The organism is Microbacterium sp. NPDC055683 (genome assembly GCF_053617895.1).
Window position 1 is genome coordinate 1 of the sequence record NZ_JBSHGQ010000045.1, and the last position, 22,047, is coordinate 22,047.

Below are 22,047 nucleotides of genomic sequence, written 5' to 3' on the forward strand. Positions count from 1 at the left end.
CTGACCGGCGACGACCCCGCAGGCATCTTCGAGGCCGTGGCCGACTACCTCACCGGCAAGGGCTGGACCGTCACCCGCGAGCCGATCCCCGGAACGGCTAACGGCTTTACGACGATCGACGGCACCCGCCGCGTCGTCGTCGACGTCGACCTCTCCCCCGCCCAGGCGGCCAAGACCGCACTTCACGAGGCCGCCCACGTCATCCTCCACAGCGACGAGGAGCCCGCCGAGTACATCACGCACCGCGGTATCAAGGAGACCGAAGCCGAGAGCGTCGCCTACATCGTCGCCGGGATTCTGGGGCTCGACACCAGCCGCTACAGCGTCGGCTACGTCGCCGGATGGAGCCGCTGCGAATCGGAGACCATCAAGAGCACCGCCGCCCGCGTGCTGCGCGCAGCTCACACGCTGGCCGACGCCATCACCGAAACCGAGGCCGCCGAGGCCGAGCCCGTCCGCGCGTAACAGTACTATTGCCGCTAGTGTCTTGACCCGGCACTAGCGGCAATAGTACTATTAGGGGTAGACCGAAAGGAAGATCAATGCCCACCGAGACCGTCACTGTCACCACTGCCGCGTGCATGTTCTGCGGCGCGACGAGCGAGGTTGAGCTGACCGCGGCTCAGTTCGACCTGTTCATCCAGCGCCGCCCCGTTCAGGAGGTGCTGCCCGACGTCGAGCCGGAAGTGCGCGAGCTGCTTATCTCCGGCACTCACCCCGCTTGCTGGTTCGGCATGTTCGGTGCCAATGAATAGTACTATTGCCGTTAGTTAGGAGTTTCGAGATGACCGGCGTCGACACCGAGCCCGGCCGGGGCGATCGACGCCCCGGCCGGCCGCGAGGGGCGACCCCTCGCGCTCCCCCGGGCTGAGCGGCCGCCGGCCTGCGGCCGGCGAGGCAAGAGCTGAGTTTCAGGCTCGTTCCTGACGCTCCATCATTGCCGCCACGGCCTGCGCGCAAGAGGCTGCGCCTCCGGCTCCTCCGAGACTTTCGGCACGCGGTCGCTGCGCTCCCTTATTTCGCGCCGAAACTCTCTCCCCCACCGCCCTCCGGGTTGCACTCCGGCCTCCGGGCGGCACTGCTCCGCTTATCAGGAACGAGCCCAAAAAATGATCGATGGGAGGATGCCGACATGCTTACCGTGACCGTCTACAGCACCGGCCCGAGCTGCGCGCGCTGCACCCTGACAAAGAGGGTGCTCGACCAGAAGGGCGTGCCGTACGTCGAGGTCGATATCCGAGAGAACCCGGACGCCCGCGCCTACGTGGTCGAGGACCTGGGATACAGCGAGGCCCCTGTGTGCGTCGTCGAGGACGGCAGCGGAGAGGACCATTGGTCCGGATTCCGGCCCGACCAGATCGACCGCGTTGCAGCCCATCAGGGTTGACAGCTTCCAACGGTAATAGTACTATTAGAGTTATGAGAAGAGAGGAGCGAGGATGACTGCCAAGCAGCTCACCCCGTACGACACCGGCGATCGGCTCGAACCGAAGGTGTGGGTTCACGAAGGCATCACGAGCCCGGATGGGCTGGCGCGTCCTGCGGAGGATGACGACTACGGCCGAGTCGACTTCGACGACGACGAGGGCGGCACGGTCCTCACCGTTTATGTCGAGCGCAGTGCACGCGGTTATGTCCTACGTGTCGAGGGCAGGACAGAGACAAGCGTCGAGGTCGTCGACCCCCAGTGACCATAGAGTGGCCCTAATAGTACTGTTACCGTTAGGGCCGCTCCCGAAAGGAGCAGCCATGCAGATCACCGTCACCCGCCTGCGGGACCTTCGCGAGGGCGATGCGATCCTCAGCCTCGACGGACAGCCGTACCGGCAGCCGCGCGTCGTGACCGCCGAGCTGGGGCCGATCACGCCGGGATCGCCCGTCCAGGGCGTCCGCGTGGAGAACCCGAACCCGTCGAGCCCGATCGAGTACGTGCTGTACCCGTCGCAGGTCGACGGACGCCGAATGGAGGTGGAGCGCTATTAGACCCTTGCGACACCATTAGCCCTATCAGTACTATTAGAGTCACCACCCCACATAAGAGGAGGAACCGTGAGCTACATCACTCGCACTGGAAACCTGGCCGCCGCTCCCACGCTGCGCGAGGGGGAGAAAGGGCCGTACACGTACGCCCGAGTGCTCGTCACCGATCGCGTGCGCCAGGAGGACGGCAGCTACAAGGACGGGCCGACCACCGGCTACGACGTCGCCGTGAGCGGCAGCCAGGCTGTCAACCTCGTCGCTGCGGCCGAGAAGTCCGGCAACATCCGCGTGACGTTCTCGGGTCGCTACCGCGTCACCGAGTTCAAGGGCGAGCAGGGCACGCGCATCCAGCATGAGGTCCGCGCCGATGAGATTGGCGTGAGCCTGCGCGGCCAGGCGGTCGCGGTCGAGCGCAGCGGGCGCGAGGAGGTCGACGGCGGGGACGACACCCCGTTCTGATCGGCCAGGGTGCGGGGCTCCGATTCGTGAGCCCCGCACCCCTAAAAGTACTGTTATCACTATTGGAGGTACACCCCCGTGACCGTTTTTACCGTCGCCCTCAGCAAGGGCGGTAGCACCAAGACCACGACCGCGGCCGAGGTCGTCTCAGCCCTCACCGGCCAGAACCGGCGCGTGCTCGCGATCGACCTCGACCAGCAGGGCAACTTCACCACCCGGCTCGGCGTCACCGACGACACAGATGTGTCGGCCGTCGCGGCCGACGTCCTCACATCAGACGCCACCGTCGCTGAGGCGGCCGTACCCGCGCCGAGTGTGCCCGGCGCGCACGTGCTCGTAGGAACGCACGACCTGACGGACCTGGACCAGCGGCCCGAGGTCATCACGTCGCTGCGCGACCAGCTCCCGCACGTGGCAGGGGAGTGGGACGACGTCGTGATCGACACCCCGCCCGCGCTCGGCCTCGTTACCCTCGCAGCCCTGGCGGCCGCCGATGTCGTGATCGCCGCCGTCGCCTGCGAGACGGAAGCCCTCGACCAGCTCGGCCGACTCGAAGAGGTCATCGCCGCTCGCATCGCCCGCGGCATGCGCCCCGGTCAGGCGGTGCACTGGATTATCCCGACCCGCTATGACCACCGCCGATTGCTCGACCGGGAAATCGTCGACGTCCTCACCGAGGGATACCCCGGTCGAGTGACGAGCCCCGTTCGGGAGGCTGTGGCCGCGCGTGACGCCTACACCGCGGGGCAGCCGGTCAGCCGCTATGCGCCCGGCTCGCCGATCGCAGAGGACTACTACGAAGCGCTCAGAGACGTCCTGAACCTGCCTGCCCGAGAGCGCAGCACCGCCGCTCCCGTTCCCGTTCACGCCTGAAAAGGAGGCACCGTATGGCTACCACCGCACGCCGTAGCATCCGCGATCGCAACAAGGCCGCGATCACTCACGACGTCGAGGCCCCTCCGGCGCCGGCCGTCGCGCCTGAACCTGCCTCCGTCGACACGCCGGCCGAGCCCGCGCCGGCTGAGCCGCCGGCACGGCCGCGCAGCTCGTCGACGTCAACGACGAAGCCGGCCGCGTCGAAGTACCCGCCCAAGGTGTCGTTCTACCAAGACCGCGCAGACACCGACCGCGTGCGCGGTGCGATCCTGCACACGATGGCCACCGAGCGCTACCGCAACCTCTCCCAGTTCATCAACGAGGCCGTGATGGAGAAGGTCGAGAGGCTCGAAAAGAAGTACAACGGCGGCAACCCGTTCCCTCCGGTGACGGCCCGAGAGCTGCCGCAGGGCCGCCCGATGGGGGAGTAAGGCATGAGGGCTCGCACGACCGTCCTGGTGGCCCTGGTGGCCGTTCTGGCCGGGTGTGCGCCCACGCCCACGACACCGACCGCGCACGTCGAGGTCGGAGCCGGTCTCGAGTTCCGCGTGGAGGTCGCCGCCACGCCCCAGGCGCAGCGCGACGGCCTCAGCGGCCGCGCGGCGCTGTCCGAGGGCACCGGCATGCTGTTCACGTTCGACGATCGCGCGCAGCGGGAGGTCTGGATGGCTGGGATGCAGGTCCCAATCGATGTCGCCTGGATCGTCGACGGCCAGGTGCTCAGCATCAACACCCTCGACCCGTGCACCCTCACCGAGCAGGAACAGTGTCCGCGCTGGACGTCGCCCGGCGACGTCGACGCGCTGCTGGAAGTCCCCGCCCATGCGCTCGACGGCATCGAGCCTGGCACCTCCGTCACCATCCGAGAGGAACCGTCATGACCCTGATCGCTCCCGATGACACCGCTCCCGAGCCCGACCCCATCGGGCAGGCGATCGCCGCGCTCACGGCCGCAGCACGCCGCACCCGGACCATCGGCCCCGGAACCTGGAACGAGCACACCGAGCCTGTCGACTTCGGGGAAATCGCGTGCCACGTCCTGACGGCCGTCGCCGCGAACTTCGGCGGCGTCGAGGAGCTGCTGGCCGGACGCCCCGGCTCATGGGAAGCCGACTACGTGCGACAGATCGTCCACAGCACTGCCGGAGACGATCCCGAGGAGCTGCTGCGCCGACGCACCGCGCCCGTGCAGCTCCTCGTCGACGAGGCCGACGAGGCGCTTACGGACTTCGGTATCGAAGCCCTGCACGACCAGGAGCTGGACAGCGCGATCGCACGCGAGCAAGACGAGAGCCTGAACGAGGAACAGGCCGCGGCTGCGGGTGAGCTGGCCGACGCGATCGACGGCCTGTGGGTGGGCGACGTCGCCGCCTACCGCGAGGCGTACACCGCCGCGGTGCGCCAGGCGCTCACCGCGCGCGGTCTCACGTTCGGCGTCGAGCTCGTTGAGCACATCGACCAGCTCGATCGCCGCCTCGACGCGATCGACACGCAGCTGACCGACGAGCTGCGCGCTCACGCACGCGCCACCGCTCCGCTGCCGATGACCGGCGAAGCCCCCGATTGGTCCGAGGGAACGCCGGCAGATGCGCTCATCCGCGCCGGGCAGACCTACGCCGAGCGCGCGTCAAGGCTGCGGTGATCGCATGTGCCAGCACGACGCGCGTTGCCCCGTAGGCCGCCATCGGCCGGGAACCGTGTGCCGGTACAGCGGCACAGGTACAGCGAGCTGGACGGCCAGGCCCAGCGCCGTGCCGCGCCGCCCCGCGGCCCGCAGCTCGGCGTCATGGGGGAGCCCTGCATCGAGCGCGCCCGTTTCCAGACCGGCTGCACCGACATCGGCCCCGCGCTACCGAAGCGCCGCCGCAGCGTCGGGGCTCAGCGGCGCTGACCTTCTCGCAGTGATCCTCGTGGCCCTCTCATGGGATCGCTACTACGCGAGCACCGGGTGGATCGGCGTCGCCATCGTGCTGCTGCTGGTTGTGCTGCCGTTCGCGATCGCGTACTGGCTCACGAGCACCTGCACCGCGTGGAACGGCACCGTGGAAGGCCGCTGCAAGAAGCCTCGCCACGGCGTACGCCGGTGCGAGATTCCCGAGCACGGCCGGGCGGCGCAGCTCGTCACCTTCCCCGAGGTGATGGCTGCCCTCTCGCTCGTCGTCGGCGTCGCCAACGTCGTGATCTTGCTCGGGGCCGCGATGTAGCATCGTGCTCCGGCCGGGGTGTCTGAGGTTGTTCAGAGGATCGAAGGCCGTGGGTACGAACAAGCGTTATCCGAACCTCGCATCGCTGCGCGCTGAGGAGCGCGAGCTGCGCGAGGCGCGCTCCCGTGGCCCCCTGCACACGCTCACGGCCGACCAGCTCAGGTTGCGTGCCCATGTCGTTTCGATCGCGCCCGAGCGCCCGACGATGTGGGCGCTCGCATGGCTCCGGTTCGGGGACGCCGATGTGCGCTGCACAGTGCGCGTGAAGCGCTGGACGAGCAATGCCGTCGGGGTGGAGGTCGACGTCGAGGGCGAGACGCTGCGGTGCTGGATATGGCGAGGCGCATGTCAGCGGCTTGCCGAGCGTGAGGATGCTTGGCGGTGACGCTGAGGGCGCGGGGATCGGCGGTGGCGGCGTTCCCCGGTCGTCTCCTTGGTCTGGCTGGTAGGTGCTGCGCGACGATACCTACGCTCTGTCGCTGCGTGCCCCGTTCCGGCTCCTTATCCTCCCTCCCTCCGCTTCGCTCCGGTCAGTCCGGTACCGCCTCCACGGGGCACTCCGCTCCGCCGCTTCGGTCTCTCTGCTATCGCACCGACCAGCCAGACCAAGGAGACTCACATCATGGAACTCATCATCACGGCGTTCATCGTCACCGGGATCGTCATCGGCGTCGCAGCGACGTGGGTGACGGCGTACGTGTTCGAGCGCAGCGAGGGGAACCCGGCTCCGTCGCGCGCGGCCTGGCGGCTCATCCGCGGGCGCGCCTGAGGAGGGCGGTCCGGAAACGATCGTTTCCGGACCGCCCGTCGACGATGCTCGCGAGGCCGGCGACACGCCGGGCTCCGTCGTCCCGAAACCGTGGACCGGAACCACAACGGCCCGAAACTTGCTCTAGACCGTTTTCGGGAAACGCGGTAGAATGGTGAGGAAGCTCACACGAGGGGAGGCCGTCATGGCCGAGCAGTTTGACGTCGAAGAGCGCTGGCCTGAGTTGTTCGCACAGCTCGACGGTGCGCAGCGCAACGCCGTCCGGCAGTCGCTCGCGGCCGCCTGGCACGAGGGGTGGGTGCCCAACCGCGAGGACGTCGAGAACCTGACCGATGAGGCTCGCGGCGCGATCGACGCCGAGGAGTATTTGCGGCGGGTGCGTGAGGCTGCGCTGCGCGCAGCTCCCGCCGGTATCGGCGTGAGCCCGCACTAAGACTGTGGCGACGTTCGACACCTGGGAGTCGTACTTCTACCCACCACCGGACAACGCGACGATGCGCAACGTCCAGGGCATCCGCGATCCTCGCGCCCTGCACGTGTTCGAGTACGGCGCGACTGCGCTGCGGCAGAAGCAGCTCAACATGGACCCGTCCCTTGCCGGCGAGCACACGTTCGACGCTGCGCACCTGCGCCGCATCCACCGGCACCTGTTCCAGGACGTCTACGAGTGGGCGGGGGAGTACCGGACTCAGAACATGGTGAAGCAGGGCGCGGTGCGCGGCTTTGCCGACGTCAGCAACGGCGAAGTGGACCGCTACCTCGCAGACGCGCAGCGACTCATTCAGCGCACCGACTGGGGCCGGCTCGATCGCGACCAGTTCGCCGTCTCGACGGCGGCTGTGTTCGCTCACGTCAACCAGGCCCATGCGTTCCGCGAGGGGAACGGCCGCAGTTCGAAGGTGTTCATGGAACACGTCGCGATGCGGTCGAGGTTCACCCTCGACTACGCCCGGATCGAGCCCCCGGCGTGGAACATGGCCGCCGAGTTGAGCCGGCCCGACGTCGGCAAGTATGACGTGGTGCCCGACTCGCTCGTGCCCGTTTTCCAGCACATCGCCGTGGAGCGCCGCGCCGGCGCGACGCCCACGGTCGACCCGGCGTCGCGGGAGCGCTCGCCCCTGAGCGCGAGCTACCCGCAGTCGCCCACGCAGGCGACGGGGCGCAGCTCGTCGCCGGCTTCACCGCAGCGTCCCGAGCCGTACCGGCAGGGTCGCGGTTACGGCAGCAGCGGGCAGGGGATCGGGAGATGAGCAACGTCATCGGGTACGCCCGGGTGAGCACTCGCGAGCAGAATCCGGCATCGCAGGAAGCTGTGCTGCGCGAGCACGGCGCGGTGCGCGTGTTCGTCGATCACGGAGAGTCGAGCGCGATCGCGGATCGGCCGCAGTGGCAGGCGTGCCTCGACTACCTCCGGCCCGGCGACACGCTCGTGATCCTCGCGCTCGATCGCGTCGCCGGCACGGAGCTGATGGCCATCGAAATCATCCGAGACCTCGCGCGTCGTGGCGTGCGCCTGCGCAGCGTCACCGAACCGTTCCTCGACGTCGACACGTCGACGCCGATGGGGGAGGCCATCGTCGGGATCATGGCCGTGCTGGCGCAGTTGCGCGTCTCGACCATTCGAGAGAACACGAGGCGCGGTCTCGCTCATGCTCGCGCGCAGGGCCGCGTCGGCGGCCGTCCGTCCGTGATGACGCCCGAGCGCGTGGCCGCAGCCGTCAAGATGCGTGCCGATAACAAGAGCATCCAGCACATCGCGAAGGTGCTCGGAGTGGGCAAGTCATCGGTCGCTCGCGCCCTCGTCAGGGTCGACGAGGAGGCTGCGTCGGGAACGCCGGAGGCGGTCATCACCGCTTCTTCCCCTTCCCCCTGATAACAGCCGCCCTCAACGAGAAAGCCCCCTGTCAAGGGTGCGGCGCAGCCGCATCACGAAGTGACGCGAAGCGCCCTTGACAGGGGGCTTTCTCGTGGAATCATCTCGGCGTCAGGGGGGAGGGGACCACGCACCCAACGAGGCCGTACACAGGCCGCGCAGACGTCACGCGACGTGCGCGCATGACGTGACAGTGCGGCCTGTGTGCGGGCGGGCAAGTGGGGTCCCGCTGTCCACCTGTGGGCAGGACGAGCCCGAAGGAAGATAGCTCGTGCTGTCCACAGGTGGACAGGGGGTTTCGTCACGCACCGACCGGCTGTGGCTCGCCGCTCGGCAGAGCGGCGTCGGCCGTGCTCTGCGGACCGTCGACCGCGCCGGACTTGTCGGTTGCCTTCCGTGCGCGGCGGCGCGCGCGAGCCTTCTTCTCGGGCTCGGCAAAGCCGATCTTGCGCAGCTCGTCGGCCGACCATCCGGCGGCCAGAGCGGCGTTGTACGCGCGCACGTCGTCGCGCTCGGCGTCGCCAACGCGCTGCGCGATGCGCGCCTCTAGCTCGGCTCGTTCGCGTTCGGTATCGGTGCGCACGTCGTCGACGTTCTGCCGTGCCTCAGCGAGCACGCGCACCGCGTCGATCCGCGCATCCTGCGCGCGCCGTGCGCGCTCGATTGCTTCCTCGGGAGTGGGTGTCTTTGCCATGCCTCCATCGTACGGATTCACCCTCTGTACGTCGATGTTCCATCGTCGGCGCGGCTGCGCGCGATCGCGGCTGCGCCGCGAGGCCCCCGGCTGTCGCCGTGAGCCATCCTCTGAGGTGTCCCAGACGGAGCAAGCTATACACTTAGCCGGGCTAAGTGGGCTTAATCCTCGACAGGGCGTCGCGGATGCGGCACACTGGACGTGTGGTCCCCGCACGGGGCGGGGTCGCTGCGCTGGGCTGAGAGGCAGGTGTTTTCCGATGAGCGAGGAGGCTCCCAAGGGTCGCCTGTTCTCGCGGCGTCGACGTGCGAACGTCGAGGGCGGGCGGAACCACCGTCACGAGGTGAAGGTGTCGCCAGAGGAGGAGGGCATGCTGCTGCGCCTCGCGGAGGCGCAGCACGTGACCATCCCGCGACTGCTGGTCGAGTCTGCGCTGGCGTCCGGCACGTCGGAGACGCCGACCGAGCGCAAGCAGGCGATGGCCGAGCTGTTCGCGCTGCATCGGCTCCTAGCCGCCATCTCGAACAACGTCAACCAGATCGCCAAGGCCGTCAACGCGACCGGCGAGCTGTCGTCCGATCTGACCGCGACACTCGACGCGGTGCGGCGCACGGCCCTGCGGATCGATGACGCGATCGACGGGCTGAGCCTGCCATGATGCCGAACGTCGTTCGCGGCGATCGGATGGCCGGCCTGATGACGTATCTGGTCGGCCCCGGTCGGTCGAACGAGCACACCGAACCGCACCTCGTCGCGGGCGACGCGGCGCTTATGGCGTGGCACGACGACAACGAGCTGGGCCGCGACTCCGCGGTGGCGATCGCGCGCCATCTGGACCGACCTCGCACTGCGTACGACGTGCAGGTGAAGGGCGGTCATGTGTGGCATTGCTCACTGTCGCTGCGCGCCGATGAGGGCGCGCTGACCGACGAGCAATGGAACGCGATCGCGAACGACTTCGTGCGTGCGATGGAGTTCGACGACAACGAGGGGACCAAGGCCCCCTGCCGGTGGGTCGCGGTGCGACACGGCGTCTCGTCGAACGGCAACGATCACATCCACATCGCGGTCAATCTGGTGCGCGAGGACGGAACGAAGGCGTCAACGCACCAGGACTTCCGACGCGCTCAGGCGGCTGCCCGTGCGCTCGAAGTGAAGTACGGACTTGAGGAGTTGGAGTCGGTTCGCGCAGAGCGAGCGACGCGCGGGTACGACCCGGCCGAGCGCGAGGCTCAGGCACGGTCACGCGCCCGAGCCCGCTACGAGCGCAGCCGTCCCGAGCTGGGCGCGGACGCGCCCACGTGGGAGCGCCTGGCGGGGGAGGATAGGCAAGCTCGAATCGCGGCAGAGCTGCGTGTCGACCAGCCGCGCTATCTCCTCGCACTGAAGGTCCGCGGCTGCGCGACCGCGAGCGAGAACGAGGCGGAGTTCGTGCGCCGCATGCGCCGGGCCGGCCTCATCGTCCGCCCTCGCTATGCCGACGGCCGCACGGACGTCATCACCGGCTATTCGGTAGCCGAGCGCCCCCAGGCCGGCGAGCGTCCGATCTGGTACGGCGGCGGCAACCTCGGTCGCGATCTGACCCTGCCGCGGCTGCGGAGCGAGTGGCCCGACACCCCGGCCGTCGCAACCGACGCAGCAGCCGAGTGGAACGCGGCAAAGCGCGGCCGCCGAGTCGTGTCGACCGGGCGCGAGGCGACCGAGCCGGACCCGGAGCTGTGGGACAAGCGGAACGACGAGCTGCGCGAGCTCGTCGGCCGCCTGCGCTCCGTTCCCGTTGACGACCGCGACACGTGGGCGACCGTCGCGCGCCAGACCGCGGGCGCGCTGGCGGCGTGGTCGAACGCGACGGAGGAGACGCCCGGCGACCTCGCCGCTGCCGCGGACGCACTGTCGCGATCGGCTCAGACGTACCGCCGCACGGTGCACCCGAAGCAGGCCGGAACGGTCGCCATCTCGGGAGCGGCGATGCTCCTGGCGAGTGCTGCACGGGGCGGTCAGGGGACCGTCGCGCAGGCGGTGATGGTCCGGCAGCTCCTCCGCCTCACTCAGGCCGTCTACGACGCCTCCGTGGCGGCGCAGCAGGCACGTCAGGCACGGCTCCTCGCGGAGGACACACGCGCCCGTCTCGTGCGACTGCGCGACGCCTTGCCGGCACCTGCACAGCAGCGGACCGGAGCGTCGCCCGCGGCGACGAGTCCGACCGCCACGGCGACCCTCGATCCGGAGGCGCAGGCGATCCTCGATCGGCTCACCGCCGGACAGGCGCACGACGCCAGCAAGGCCGCGTCGCCCCTGCCGAGCACCATCGAGCCGACGAAGCCGCGACAGACGACACAGCCGGGCGCAGAGCGCGGCCCGGAGCGATAGGAAGGGGGGCCAGCCATGGCCGAGGAGACAGACGGGATCGAGGAGGCGTTCGAGGGGCAACTGCGCATCGCCGTCACCGCCGCGGGGCAGATCGGTGAGGCGATCGCGCGCGCCCGCGAGGAGGCGCTGCGCCGCGCGCAGGCCGCGAGCGAGCAGCAGGCGAGAGAGCTGCAATCGCGGATCGAGGCCGAGCGACGCGCTGCGCGGGTCGAACTGGCCAACGTCGACCGCGGGGAATGGTGGGATCGCGCCACCCCGGAGCAGATCGGCCACACCTACCAGGTCGCCCGCGCGTGGCAGCAGGACGACCCGGAGGCCGCGCGCGCCGAGCAGCGGATGCGCGACGAGCTGCGCAACCGGTACGGCATCGACCCCCACGACGCAGGAGCCAACCCCGACGACGTGCGGCAGCTCATCCGGTTGCAGGCTGAGCGGGCCGAGCGCGATCGGATCAACGCAGACGCCGAGCGCGCCAGCGCCGCCGCTGAGGAAGCCGAAGCGCTGCGGTTGCTCGCGCACGCCGACCAGGAGGAGCAGCGGGCGGCCGAGGCGCGCGCCGCAGCCGAGCACGAGCCCGACGCCGAGGAACGCGCCCGCGCGGCCGCTGAGGCCGAGCAGCGGGAGGCGTCCGCCGAGCGGGCACGCGCCGACGGCCGTACCGCGTACGACAGCGCCGAGCGACGCGAGGGCACTGCCCGAGACCTCGAAGCGAAGGGCGTCGACCACGATCTGGTGGCCACGCGGATGCGCGCCGACGTCAGCCAGGCCAAGCCCGCCACTGAGGCGGTGAAGGGGGCCGGCAAGACGAACGCCCCGAAGGCCCGCAAGACGCGCGGGCGCGGCGCGCAGGTGCAGCGCACCGGCCTGGACCGGTGACCGCCCTGCGGGCACCGAATGAGAGAGGGACCGCACCCGACGGGTGCGGTCCCTCTCTCATGGCCGGCGATCGTCACGCGGTCTCGGATGGCTCCTCGCGGACGTCGGGGAACATGCCGTCCGGAGGCGCGACGTAGGGCAGCGGTTCGCCCTTCTTGGACAGGTTCTCCTCGCCCTCCGTGGCGAGGCAGAACGGGCCGTCAGGGTCCATCAGCGCCGGCATGTGGTGGTCGGCGTGGTCCCGCCACCACACACTCATCCCGGTCGCTGGGTCCTGACGCAGGTGCTCCCACGAGCGCCACAGTGCTTCGAGCCGGATCACCGCTTCGTCGTACTGCCACCAGCGCCCCGCCCAGCAACGGTGCCGGCCGTCGATCCGGCGGCGGTACACGTTGCGCAGGTACTCGCGCACAAACTCGTCGACGGAGCCGTAGTACAGCGCGGGAGTCTGACCGGCGTCGTCGACGGAGCCGGCATCTTCGGCGGAGCCGGCGTCCTCCGCCGCGTCCGCCTCGACCTGTTCGGTCACGGCCGCCGCGGCGGCCTCCGCTGCTCGCTCGCGCAGCGCGGCGAGCACGTCCTCTGTCAGGGCCTCCTCGACCGCCGCTTGCGCGACCTCCGCGACTTGCTGGCGAACCGACGTCTTTACCGCGCGCTCGACCAGCTCGGCGGCAAGCGATCCGACGTCGACGCCGAACGCGCTACTGCGCGACCGCGCGTCTGCGGAGGTCGGAAGGCCGGGATCGACCGCGGCGGGCCACCCGGCGTCGTCGTCGCCCCAGTCGTCCATATCGCTCACGATGCCTCCTCAGCTCCGACGGTGGCCTGAACCGCGGCCAGCTCCTCCTCCGCCTCGCGGATTGTCCGCTCTGCCTGCGGATCGTGCGCGGCGATCGACGCCTTCACGGCCTCCGCGTGCGTGCCGGTCATCCACGGCACGGTGCGGATGAGGGTCGGTCGCGCGCCCGACGCGAGCACCACGGCGCGACCCTTCGGCAGCGCCGCCAGGTCCGCGACGTCCAGGATGCGCTCACGATGGAGCTGCTGCGACACGGTGCGGTGGCCACGGCCGTACGACGTCGACGACGACAGCCGGTCGTAGTCACCGATCATGCGCGAGAGATCTTCGAGGAAGTTCGCCTCGCTGACACCGCCGCCGTACACCTTCACGTTCGATGCGCTCCACAGCTTCTTCATTCCGGACTCGCCCCACACCTCGACGCCCTGCGACCAGCTCTGCAGAACGGTGTCGAGAACGATTCCGCGCGAGCCGTAGTGGCTGTAGAGGTTCGGCAGCTCACGCCAGCGGCAGACGTTCGCCGCCTCGTCGAGCACGCCGACAAGCGGAGTGGTGAGCCGGCCACCCGCCGAGCGGGCCGCCAGCTCCTCCGCGGCCTCTACGACCGCCACTGTCAGCGCAGTCACGAGCGGGCCGGCGGTGCCGCGGCCCTCCTTCGACAGCGAGTAGAGCGTGCCGCCGTCGGCGCGCACGAACGCCTCGGGGCTGAACTGCGGCCGAGTGTCCGCCCCGCCCTGCGGGGTGACCCAGGCCGCCACCTGGCGGTTGGTGAGGCACGACGCCATCTGCTGCGCCGTGCCGAACACGCCGCCGCGCTGCTTCTCGGGAGCCGATACGACGCCGGCCACCTGGTCGGCCGTGAGCGTGAAGCCGTGCTCGCGCAGAATGTCGACGGCTGTCTCATCGGTCGGTCGAGTCAGCCACGTGTACACGTCGGTGATCGGCCGACCCGCGAGCGCCGCGGCGAGCAGGAGCCCGGCGAGGAGGTCCTGTCCGGCGGGGTCGAAGTACGCATCCGTGCGCGCGCCGGGATCACGCGAGCCCGACGCGAAGTGCTCCGCAAGCTTGGCCGCACGCACCTCGTCGGTGACGTAGGAGAGCGGATTCCACCACCACGACGGCGGTTCGAGGGTGATGCCCTGCGGGTCGAACACCCACACGGGGCCGTGGGCTGCGCGCACGTCGCGGGTCTGGTCAACGACGTCGCGCTTGTTCGAGGTCGCCAGCACCGCGCCCGGAGCTTCCAGAATCTCCGGGACCACCATCGAGGTCGTCTTACCCGTGCGAGGGCCGGCGATCGTCATGCGCATGTCCTCCCACGAGCTGAGGAGGCGCTGACCCGTGGAGACCGTGACGCCGATCGGGAGGCCGGGCACGGAGGTCACCCCGAGGCGCTGCGCCGTCTTCTCGACGGCCTTGCGCGACAGGCCCTCGACGTCGCGGCCGCGGCCCATGTAGGTCGCGGCGCGGTCGACGCGGCTGCGGTTGCGGCGCATCCGGCTCAGCCAGAGACCGAGCAGGACGCCGAGGGCGACGAGGACGGCAGCGAAGCCGCCGAGAACCCACCAGCCGGCCGCGCCGGGCCACGGCACGTCACCGCCGAACAGCGCGAACACGAGCGTGAACGGATCGGCGGGCACCTCCACGCCGGTCCCGGCGAGGCGGTGCCCGAGGTGCATGGCCGTGTACACGCTGCTGAGCAGGATGAACACCGCCCCGATCCCGAGCCAGAGCAGGACCACCTCACCGGACACGCCGCCCGGGTCGCGGCGGCGGTTGTTCGGGGTGCTCATGCGGTCACCTCCTCGCGCGTGCTGCGCCGGGATCGGCGGCCGACCCGCGAGCGCTCGTGCCACAGCTTGTTCGTGTCATTGATCGACAGCTCCGTGGCGGTCAGCTGCACCGCGACGGGGATTCCGGGTCGTCCGCCAACCTTGACGAGGAACTTCCCTCGTCCCGGAGGCTCGGACTCGCGGCCCGTGGCAGGGTCCCATGCGGGCGGGTCCTGCCAGCCGATGAGGAGGTCCTGTTCGGCCTGCGAGAACGGCACCGCGGCGGTGAGCTGCGGCATCTCAGCCGAAGGCAGTCCGCCGCAGATCACCATGCCCGACCGCTCGACGAAGCCGCGGGCCTTCATCCGGTCCTCCTCCGTCGGCAGGGCGAGTAGGTCGCTCATGGTGTGGGAAATCATCGCCATGCCGACGCCACGCTGGCGGTTCAGGCGCGTGAGGGCGTCGACGCGATCGACCATGCCGCGACCGGCGCGCAGCGCGCGCCACAGCTCGTCGAGGATGACGAAGTAGTGGCGACGTGGCTCGAGACCGGCGTCTGCGAGAGCGTTCGCGACGTTCACCGTGCCGAACCCCGCGGACCAGCACGCGAGCAGCGTCGCGGCCTGCAAGTCCATCTCGGAGTCGTCGATCGCGGACACGTCGTACACCACGGGCGCGTCGCGGCGCATCGGGTTGGTTGTCTGCCGCGCGAAGGTCTCGCCCAGGCGGCCGCCGCCCACCAGGCCGATGAGCGAGGCTTCGAGGTCCTCCGTGATGGCCTTGTACCGGGTGTCGTCGCCGCGATCGAGCGCGACCGCGCGCACCTCCGCCGGCCCCTCCTGGACGACGCGCAGGAGGTCCCCGAGGACAGGCACGCCGTCGTGGTGCTCGTCGAGCCACTTCAACGCCCGGTCGATGATCGTCTCCTCACGATCCGTCGGCGGAGCCGACCGGAGGATCGTGAGGAGTGCGGAGACCATCGTGTGTCGGCGGCCGTGAGCGTCGGCGAGCACCTGCGCCGCCTCTTTCTCGAATCCGGCCTCGCGCAGCCGCGCGGCGGCCTCCGTTGCCTCGCCCGGGTCGAGAATGTTCAAATACCCGCGGCCCCGGCCGAGGGTGATGACCTGCCCGCCCAACGCCTCGATGAGGTCGACGTAATCCGGCTTCAAGTCCCCCAGTACCAACGGCATGACGCCGTAGCCGGCGAGGCCCGTCGCCATCCGCCGGACGATGGTCGACTTGCCCAGACCCGGCTTGCCGAGCACGAACGCGCTCGGGTTGCTGATGAGCTTGGCGCGCTGGAACCACGAGATGGGATCGCAGCACAGCGTCGCACCCGTGTGGATGTGACGGCCGAGGGGGACGCCGACCATCGGCGTCCCCGTCCCGATCGCGAACGGCCACATGCCGCACACCTGCACCGTCGTGCCGCGCCACTCGGCAGCTTGCTGCACGTAGTTGGAGTAGCCGCGGCCACGGCCGAGCCAACCCCGCATCGTGGGCCGGAGCGGCCGCAGCTCGCGGGGCTTCTCGACCTTCTCGGCGGCGCGCTTCTCGCGGGCTCGCTTCGCGCTCACAGCTTCTCCCTCAGCTCAGCGGGGACCTTGATGTGCTTGGGCAGCACCAGGCCCAGCGGCAGCGCGGCGGCGAACGCGGAATCCTGCGACCCGTACACGGGCCGCAACCGGAGCCGCGCCGTCGCACCGAGATTGTCGACGGCCGCCCGCGCGTCCGCCTCTTTCGACAGGTCCGAGACCGTGGCGGTGACGAGGATGCCGAACTGAACGAGGCCGGCCCCGGACGCCTCCTCGCTCGCCGTCGCCTGCGCCGCGCGCACGGCGAGGCTGTCGCGCGCCGCCGGCTTGCTCGTGGCCGTCATCCGGAACTCCGCGGCGCGCAGGTCCGCCTCGACCATCGCCGCGGCGCGGGCTGCGTCGATGGGGCGGTAGAGGATCGTCACGCGCTTGCGGGCGATATCGCGGTGCGGGGCCAGCAGACGCGCGAGGACGCCGGACTGGACGTTCCCGCGCGGCGCGGAGGTCATCGCCCAGGTCACCGAGTACGCGGAATCGTGGCGGTAGCCGCCCCACGACGTCTGCGCAGCGGACGGGCCGACGTCCGGCCAAGTCAGCTCCGGTGTCTCCCCGGCGGCGCGTGCCTCGTCGATCAGGATCGCGGCCGCCGGGTCGTACGCGATGCGGATGGTCTCGCACAGCTCCTGCGCGGAGAGCGGGTGCGCGGCTCCGGCTCCGGTGGCCTGCAAGCCAGCGGTCAAGCCCGGCAGGCGCGCCGCGAGCTCGCGGCCCATCTCCTCGGGCGTGCGCTTCTTGCCGCCGGACCGGTTGGCCGCAGTAAACGTGACGGCGACGAACGCCTTCACTGTCGAGGAACCGGCCGGGTAGTGGTCGACGACCTCGCGCAGCATCTCGCGCGCGAACGCCGGGGCGTCCTCGTCGACGTTCGCCTGCACCTCACGGCGCAGGCGAGTGCCCGAGTCCGGGGCAGTCTCGATCGTGACCGACGCCGCCTCGACGCTGGGCTCGTCGCCCAGGTTCGCAAGCCAGTGGCCCCAGTCGGCCACCCACACATCGATCTGCTCCTGATCCACGAGCGCAGCGCCGTCGGGCTCGGTGCCGATGACGATGCTGTACGAACCCGTCGCAGGTGTGTACAGCATCGCGAACGGACGGCCGTAGCTGTCTGTGTGCTCGCTGAGCCGCGTGGGCGCGGCGAGGCCGGGGAGCTGGTACGTGCCCCAAAGAGCGCGCCCCAGAGGCCCGGAGCGGTAGATGTTCGTCCCGCGCGAGCGGGCGGACCACCAGGCGACGCGCGTTGCACCACGGCTGATGACGTTCTTGCCGTGTGAGTCCTTCGTGAGGACCGCGAGCATCACACCGGCAAGAACCAGGAAGACGATCACGCCCTGCAAGAGGCCGACCATCATCACGGTGAAGACCACGATGATGAGCCCGCCCAGGAGCATCACCGTGCCCACCGATCCGAGGCCGAGAATGCCCGGCGACGTCGGCCGCCGCCAGTTGCCGTAGGTCCGCGGACCTCTCGTGTTCATATCAACGGCTGCCATCAGGACCGCCCCCTTCACCAGTCGATTGCTCACCCAGGCTGCGGGCCGCGCCCGCGGCCGCCTGGCCGGCTTTCTTGCCTACTTCGAGTGCTGCGCCCGCAGCGAGGCCGATCGGACCCGCTGCGGCACCGGCGGCCGCAGCGCCGCCGCCGGCCGCCGCGCCGCCCGCTGCGGCACCGCCCCCGGCCGCGGGGGCGGCTGCCGCACCCGTCGACGCCGCGGGCGCGGCGGCGGGAGCCGGAGTCCCGCCCCCTCCTCCCGCTGGGGCGGGCGCGGGCGCGGCCGCCGGGGCTGGGCTGCCCCCGCCTTGGTTCCCCGAGGGACCCTGCGGACCCTGCGTGCCCGAGCCGGCCTGCCCGGAAGGACCAGATGACCCGCCCCCGCTGCCCGTCGCGAGACGGCCGACCGCGGCCGCGCCGCTGGGCAGAGCAGCGATCGCGCCAACGGCGAGAGCGCCGCCGGCCCCGCCGGCCATCGCTCCGACCATCGGCGTGACGAACCGCATCAGGGCCGGCATGGCGAACAGCGCGATCAACATCAGCATCAGCCCCGTGAGGACGGCCAGCAGTCCCGACCCGTCGTCCTGGAACACGTCTGTGCCGACGAGCTGGAAGGCAGCGGCATAGATGATCGCGGCGGCCGGCTTGTAGAGGATGAAAGCCGTCAGCCAGGCGATGCACTTGCGGAACCAACTCTTGCCCATCTCCGTGTTCGTGAACGAGGCCGACAGCGGCAATGCGCCCGTGAGGATCACGAGCATGCCGCCGCGGGCGACCATGAGCACGATCTGGAAAGCCGCCGACAGGATCGCGATGAGGCCGAGGATGATCACCAACAGCGCGCCGAGACTCCCCGTGGCCGGGTTGGTTGTGAGCGCAATGAGGCCGAGCATGTTCTCCCCGAAGCACGCTCCGTCACCGGCCACATCGCATTCCAGCGAACTGTCGATGATCCAGATCGCGAACGAGTCGGCGGCAGCCACGAGGAGGCCGACGATCGTCGTTCCGGCACCGGCGACGACGACGAGCGTGAACAGACTCTTGACGGTCTCCCGCCCAGGCTCCGCACGCTGTTCCCATGCCATCCGAGCGCCGCCGATGATGACGGACACGACCGCGGCCGCTCCCATGTACCACCAGAGCCCGGACTGAATGAACTCCACCGCTCCGTCGGCGTTGTTCGGCCCGGACGGCATGAATCCGGCTACGAGCGAGCCCGCGCCGGATATCAACACCACGGCCCCGAGGACCAGCCCGACGCGGCCTAGCGAGGCTATGCCTTCGCCGGCACGCATTCGGGTCGCGATGAGTGCGCCGAGAATGAACAGCGACACGATCGCCACCGCGAGACCAATCCAGGTCACGTAGCCGAGGACCGTCGTGATGTTCCCCGAGTTCTCGGCCGACGTTCCGGCCTCGATCGCGGACGTGCCGCCCGTCCCGGTCAGATTCGGCGTACCGATGTAGACCCACATCGTGCCGAGGGAGGCCATGGTCTTGCCGTACGCCTCCATGACCGCGTTCGCCATGTTCTCGATGGCATCCCCGACCGCCGACTCAGCCCAGTTGCCCAGGTTGCAGCCGACGTCGAACCAACCGCACTCATCTGCCATCCGTGCTCACTCCTCCCAGGTGACGTATCCCGACGTGTCGGGAATCTGCGCGATGCGCAGCGGGTTGCTCGCGTCCTGCGGGAGCAACTTCCAATCGCCGGCCTCCCACACGAGGTCGTAGACGGCGCTGGCGTAGGCGGTGTTTCCGGAACCCACTGCCCGCACCGCGACGTCGACGCGAGCAGTCTCGCCGTCGTACGCCAGCACCTTGAACCCGGCGATGTTCATGCGGGCCTCGGGCGGAGTGCCCGAGGTCACGTCGTCGACCAGCTCGTCCCGGTTGGGAGCATCTGCGGACAGGAAGTACTCCATCCACGCCCCGGCCGTGTCGGGCGACGAGCCCTGCACGCTTGCGTTCGCGGCCGCGAACACCGCGCCCTCGACCGAATGCTGGAAGCAGTAGCGCACGCCCTCCGGCGACGTCTCCGCCGGCCCGAACTCCTCGGAGGTCGGATAGGCCGTGACGTCCTGGAATTCCCACACCGCGTCAGGCGCTGTCGAGAGCGAGCCGGACAGCTCCTCGCCAGCAAGCCCGCACACACTCGCGCCGCCCGCGTCCGCCGAGGGCTCGGCGGACGGGGCGGCGCTTGTGTCGGACGTAGGCGAGGAACTGGGCTCGGGATCGCTGCGGGTCGCGTTCACGATCCCTATGACGATCCCGAGCACTGCGATGAGGCCGATCACGATCGCCGCGGCGATGAAGCCGGGCCGAGTGAACGGGCTGCGCTCCTCGTTGTCCTCAGTAGCCACGTTGCCCTCCGCTCAGGCCCCGGACAGGAAGCCGACGAGGGCAGCCGCGGCGGAGATGACGATGACGCCGGCGAGAGCCATGCCGATCTTGCCGACGTGCTCGCCTCCCTCGCCTCGACGCGACTGGATCGCCATCATCGCGCCTCCGGCGAAGATGCCCAGGATGCAGACCGCGAGGGCGACCCACTTGCCCCAGCCCATGATCGAGACGAAGCCGCTCGTGCCCGGCGGCTGCACGGGGCCGGGGTCGGGGAGCTGCATGGGGGTAGCGGCGATCACGTCGGTCGCCACCGTGACGACGCTAAGCAGCGTGCTCATCGGTTTTCCTTTCGGTAGTTGGTGCCGGCGGCACCGGGTCGGACAAGTGCGCTCAGCTCGTCGACGAGTCGACGAACCTCACGCGGAGCGTCGGGGAGAGCCACGGGCTCACCGAGACGCCAGGCTTCAATCCAGGGCAGACTCCACGTGCGCGGGACGCCGCCGCTGACGACCTGCGCGAAGTCGCGCAGCGGACGAGGCAGGCGGCCGGGCGCATCCGCAACCAGCACCAACCCCAGCACCTCGACGTGCGGGACCAGGCCCGCGGCCCATTGCGTCGCCGCCGCCTGAGCGGCCCGCAGCCCGCGCATATTGGACCGGGCCACGAGAACGACGCGCGCCGGGTCCGCGCCCGGCGTTCGCGGCCACCCATGGCTGGCGGCCGACCACTCCGGCACAAGTGCCGACAGGCTCGACTCGCCCGACCCGCCGTGCGCACCGAGGCACCACAGCTCGGCCCGCTGCGGGCGGTCGAACGTCGGAAGCTGGTCGACCCGATCGGGCGCAGGAACGCCACGCTGCGGGGTCGCTGGCCCTGTTGGCGACTTCACCGGACTCTCGGTCACTGCGGGCTCGATCGTCTCCGGCTCGGCCGGGCGCGAGAGCCACGGGTTGCTGCCATCGCTCACGACGTCACCACCCCCCTCAATAATGGTGTGCGTAGTTATCTACACCACGATTCTAGTCGTGGGGGGCGACTAAGACAAGAGAGGAGGAGACAGAGTGTTTCCGTATGAGAGCTGGCGACAGAGTATCGCAGCGTATAACATGGTCGCATGCGGATCGCGGCGCGGGTGCTTCCTGTGACCGACGGCCTCGACACCCTGTTCGAGGGCCGGCGGCCCACACTGACCGCGCCGGAAGTCGCCGAAATCCTGGGAATCACGAAGCAGGGCGTCTATCACTGGCTCCGCGACGGCACGATCCCCGGCTACAAGGTCGGCTCGACGTGGTTCATCATCACCGCCGAGCTGAAAGAGACGCTGCGCCAGGGCGCGAACGTCCCCCGAGCCGGCGGGCCGACGCCGGCACACGACGAGGAGCATGAGGAGGGCTGAGGATGCGCAAGCACGCAATCGGAGCAGGCATCGCCGTCATCGCGGCGATCGCTCTGGCCGGCTGCACCGGCCAGAGCGAGCCCGAACCAACCCCCACGCCCTTCAGCACCGCCGGCCCGTACCTCCCGGACAGCATCAAGTCCATGACGCCGGCACCGAACCCGTCGGACGTGCCGCCCGACGACGGAGTGACGCCGGGCTATCACGAAGCACCGGAGTGGGACGAGGAGTCCCGGCAGGCGGCAACCGACGCCGCGGTGAAGGCCATGACAGCCTTCGCGCGACCGTCGCTTGACTACGACACCTGGTGGGCGGAGCTCGAACCCCTCCTCACCGTCCAGGCGGCGCAGGACTACGCGTACGTCGATCCGGCCGCGGTGCCCGCCAGCTCCGTCACCGGGCCGGGCGTCATCGTCGACGACACCAGCGCGTACCTCGCCCGCGTCGAGGTGCCGACAGATGCCGGCACCTACACGATCATCGTCTCGCGCGCAGATGCCGGCTCACCGTGGCTCGTAAGCCGATTCACCCCGCCGGAGGAGGAGAACTAGT

At 69.9% G+C, this 22,047-nt stretch carries 30 protein-coding genes; 21 read left to right on the forward strand and 9 right to left on the reverse strand.

All coding sequences use genetic code 11. The features are described from left to right. The 16 genes from ACWGPF_RS14840 to ACWGPF_RS14915 all read left to right on the forward strand — a co-directional run. Positions 1-465 (forward strand): ImmA/IrrE family metallo-endopeptidase (locus tag ACWGPF_RS14840; protein ID WP_452333526.1); only part of this gene is annotated, 465 nt, incomplete at its 5' end. 77 nt (positions 466-542) lie between these two features. Further along, complete coding sequence (locus ACWGPF_RS14845; RefSeq protein WP_452333527.1) at positions 543-755, forward strand: hypothetical protein; 213 nt, start codon at positions 543-545, stop codon at positions 753-755. A gap of 377 nt (positions 756-1,132) precedes the next feature. After that, positions 1,133-1,387: a glutaredoxin family protein gene (locus ACWGPF_RS14850; protein ID WP_452333528.1), complete on the forward strand. Its 255-nt coding sequence runs from the start codon at positions 1,133-1,135 to the stop codon at positions 1,385-1,387. Between the two features lie 52 nt (positions 1,388-1,439). Next, positions 1,440-1,691, forward strand: a complete 252-nt coding sequence (locus ACWGPF_RS14855; RefSeq protein ID WP_452333529.1) for a hypothetical protein — start codon at positions 1,440-1,442, stop codon at positions 1,689-1,691. A gap of 58 nt (positions 1,692-1,749) precedes the next feature. After that, positions 1,750-1,983, forward strand: coding sequence for a hypothetical protein (locus tag ACWGPF_RS14860; protein WP_452333530.1), 234 nt, complete (start codon positions 1,750-1,752; stop codon positions 1,981-1,983). A 66-nt stretch (positions 1,984-2,049) separates the two neighbouring features. After that, positions 2,050-2,439, forward strand: a complete 390-nt coding sequence (locus ACWGPF_RS14865) for a single-stranded DNA-binding protein (protein WP_452333531.1) — start codon at positions 2,050-2,052, stop codon at positions 2,437-2,439. Between the two features lie 78 nt (positions 2,440-2,517). Further along, on the forward strand, positions 2,518-3,312 hold the full coding sequence (locus ACWGPF_RS14870) for a ParA family protein (RefSeq protein WP_452333532.1): 795 nt from the start codon (positions 2,518-2,520) through the stop codon (positions 3,310-3,312). Positions 3,313-3,326: 14 nt separating this feature from the next. Further along, a complete protein-coding gene (locus ACWGPF_RS14875) occupies positions 3,327-3,746 on the forward strand; it encodes a ParB family protein (RefSeq protein ID WP_452333533.1) in 420 nt (139 codons plus the stop codon). Positions 3,747-3,749: 3 nt separating this feature from the next. Next, on the forward strand, positions 3,750-4,196 hold the full coding sequence (locus tag ACWGPF_RS14880; protein WP_452333534.1) for a DUF192 domain-containing protein: 447 nt from the start codon (positions 3,750-3,752) through the stop codon (positions 4,194-4,196). Beyond that, positions 4,193-4,957, forward strand: a complete 765-nt coding sequence (locus tag ACWGPF_RS14885; protein WP_452333535.1) for a hypothetical protein — start codon at positions 4,193-4,195, stop codon at positions 4,955-4,957. Before ACWGPF_RS14880 ends, ACWGPF_RS14885 begins: the two co-directional genes overlap by 4 nt. A gap of 259 nt (positions 4,958-5,216) precedes the next feature. Beyond that, on the forward strand, positions 5,217-5,519 hold the full coding sequence (locus ACWGPF_RS14890; RefSeq protein WP_452333536.1) for a hypothetical protein: 303 nt from the start codon (positions 5,217-5,219) through the stop codon (positions 5,517-5,519). Positions 5,520-5,568: 49 nt separating this feature from the next. After that, on the forward strand, positions 5,569-5,904 hold the full coding sequence (locus tag ACWGPF_RS14895; protein ID WP_452333537.1) for a hypothetical protein: 336 nt from the start codon (positions 5,569-5,571) through the stop codon (positions 5,902-5,904). A gap of 237 nt (positions 5,905-6,141) precedes the next feature. Then, positions 6,142-6,288, forward strand: coding sequence for a hypothetical protein (locus ACWGPF_RS14900; protein ID WP_452333538.1), 147 nt, complete (start codon positions 6,142-6,144; stop codon positions 6,286-6,288). A 184-nt stretch (positions 6,289-6,472) separates the two neighbouring features. Next, entirely contained in the window at positions 6,473-6,721 is a 249-nt protein-coding gene (locus ACWGPF_RS14905; RefSeq protein ID WP_452333539.1) for an antitoxin VbhA family protein, read from the forward strand. Between the two features lie 4 nt (positions 6,722-6,725). Then, positions 6,726-7,538 (forward strand): Fic/DOC family protein, encoded by an 813-nt coding sequence (locus tag ACWGPF_RS14910; RefSeq protein ID WP_452333540.1) that lies wholly within the window; start codon positions 6,726-6,728, stop codon positions 7,536-7,538. After that, positions 7,535-8,161: a recombinase family protein gene (locus tag ACWGPF_RS14915; protein ID WP_452333541.1), complete on the forward strand. Its 627-nt coding sequence runs from the start codon at positions 7,535-7,537 to the stop codon at positions 8,159-8,161. The genes ACWGPF_RS14910 and ACWGPF_RS14915 overlap by 4 nt, the downstream gene beginning before the upstream one ends. A 301-nt stretch (positions 8,162-8,462) precedes the next feature. Here ACWGPF_RS14915 and ACWGPF_RS14920 read toward each other — a convergent pair whose 3' ends face one another. Continuing rightward, positions 8,463-8,855: a hypothetical protein gene (locus tag ACWGPF_RS14920; RefSeq protein WP_452333542.1), complete on the reverse strand. Its 393-nt coding sequence runs from the start codon at positions 8,853-8,855 to the stop codon at positions 8,463-8,465. Between the two features lie 370 nt (positions 8,856-9,225). Between ACWGPF_RS14920 and mobC the strand changes: the two genes are divergently transcribed. From mobC to ACWGPF_RS14935, 3 genes are read left to right on the forward strand one after another with little or no spacing between them, the layout of a single operon-like run. Further along, entirely contained in the window at positions 9,226-9,513 is a 288-nt protein-coding gene (gene mobC / locus ACWGPF_RS14925) for a plasmid mobilization relaxosome protein MobC (protein ID WP_452333543.1), read from the forward strand. Then, positions 9,510-11,225: a relaxase/mobilization nuclease domain-containing protein gene (locus tag ACWGPF_RS14930; protein ID WP_452333544.1), complete on the forward strand. Its 1,716-nt coding sequence runs from the start codon at positions 9,510-9,512 to the stop codon at positions 11,223-11,225. The genes mobC and ACWGPF_RS14930 overlap by 4 nt, the downstream gene beginning before the upstream one ends. A 15-nt stretch (positions 11,226-11,240) precedes the next feature. Further along, positions 11,241-12,101, forward strand: coding sequence for a hypothetical protein (locus ACWGPF_RS14935; protein WP_452333545.1), 861 nt, complete (start codon positions 11,241-11,243; stop codon positions 12,099-12,101). Positions 12,102-12,174: 73 nt separating this feature from the next. On the opposite strand, the gene ACWGPF_RS14940 is transcribed toward ACWGPF_RS14935, so the two are convergent. From ACWGPF_RS14940 to ACWGPF_RS14975, 8 genes are all read right to left on the reverse strand, one after another. Further along, entirely contained in the window at positions 12,175-12,891 is a 717-nt protein-coding gene (locus ACWGPF_RS14940) for a DUF4913 domain-containing protein (protein WP_452333546.1), read from the reverse strand. 5 nt (positions 12,892-12,896) lie between these two features. After that, positions 12,897-14,693, reverse strand: coding sequence for a type IV secretory system conjugative DNA transfer family protein (locus tag ACWGPF_RS14945; RefSeq protein ID WP_452333547.1), 1,797 nt, complete (start codon positions 14,691-14,693; stop codon positions 12,897-12,899). Beyond that, positions 14,690-16,168, reverse strand: a complete 1,479-nt coding sequence (locus ACWGPF_RS14950; RefSeq protein ID WP_452333560.1) for an ATP/GTP-binding protein — start codon at positions 16,166-16,168, stop codon at positions 14,690-14,692. The genes ACWGPF_RS14945 and ACWGPF_RS14950 overlap by 4 nt, the downstream gene beginning before the upstream one ends. Positions 16,169-16,245: 77 nt before the next feature. Continuing rightward, entirely contained in the window at positions 16,246-17,757 is a 1,512-nt protein-coding gene (locus ACWGPF_RS14955) for an SCO6880 family protein (RefSeq protein WP_452333561.1), read from the reverse strand. Further along, positions 17,744-19,369, reverse strand: a complete 1,626-nt coding sequence (locus tag ACWGPF_RS14960) for a hypothetical protein (RefSeq protein WP_452333548.1) — start codon at positions 19,367-19,369, stop codon at positions 17,744-17,746. Before ACWGPF_RS14960 ends, ACWGPF_RS14955 begins: the two co-directional genes overlap by 14 nt. A 6-nt stretch (positions 19,370-19,375) precedes the next feature. Beyond that, the gene (locus ACWGPF_RS14965) at positions 19,376-20,053 is read right to left on the reverse strand and encodes a hypothetical protein (protein ID WP_452333549.1); all 678 of its coding nucleotides are present in this window, start codon (positions 20,051-20,053) and stop codon (positions 19,376-19,378) included. A 78-nt stretch (positions 20,054-20,131) separates the two neighbouring features. Then, the gene (locus ACWGPF_RS14970) at positions 20,132-20,437 is read right to left on the reverse strand and encodes a hypothetical protein (RefSeq protein ID WP_452333550.1); all 306 of its coding nucleotides are present in this window, start codon (positions 20,435-20,437) and stop codon (positions 20,132-20,134) included. Beyond that, a complete protein-coding gene (locus tag ACWGPF_RS14975) occupies positions 20,434-21,066 on the reverse strand; it encodes a DUF6668 family protein (RefSeq protein ID WP_452333551.1) in 633 nt (210 codons plus the stop codon). The genes ACWGPF_RS14970 and ACWGPF_RS14975 overlap by 4 nt, the downstream gene beginning before the upstream one ends. 147 nt (positions 21,067-21,213) lie before the next feature. Here ACWGPF_RS14975 and ACWGPF_RS14980 point away from each other — a divergent pair, with 147 nt between their 5' ends. After that, positions 21,214-21,495 carry a helix-turn-helix domain-containing protein gene (locus tag ACWGPF_RS14980; RefSeq protein ID WP_452333552.1) on the forward strand — a complete coding sequence of 94 codons (282 nt, stop codon included), beginning with the start codon at positions 21,214-21,216 and terminating at the stop codon, positions 21,493-21,495. 2 nt (positions 21,496-21,497) lie between these two features. Next, positions 21,498-22,046, forward strand: a complete 549-nt coding sequence (locus ACWGPF_RS14985; protein WP_452333553.1) for a hypothetical protein — start codon at positions 21,498-21,500, stop codon at positions 22,044-22,046. Position 22,047: the final 1 nt, after the last annotated feature.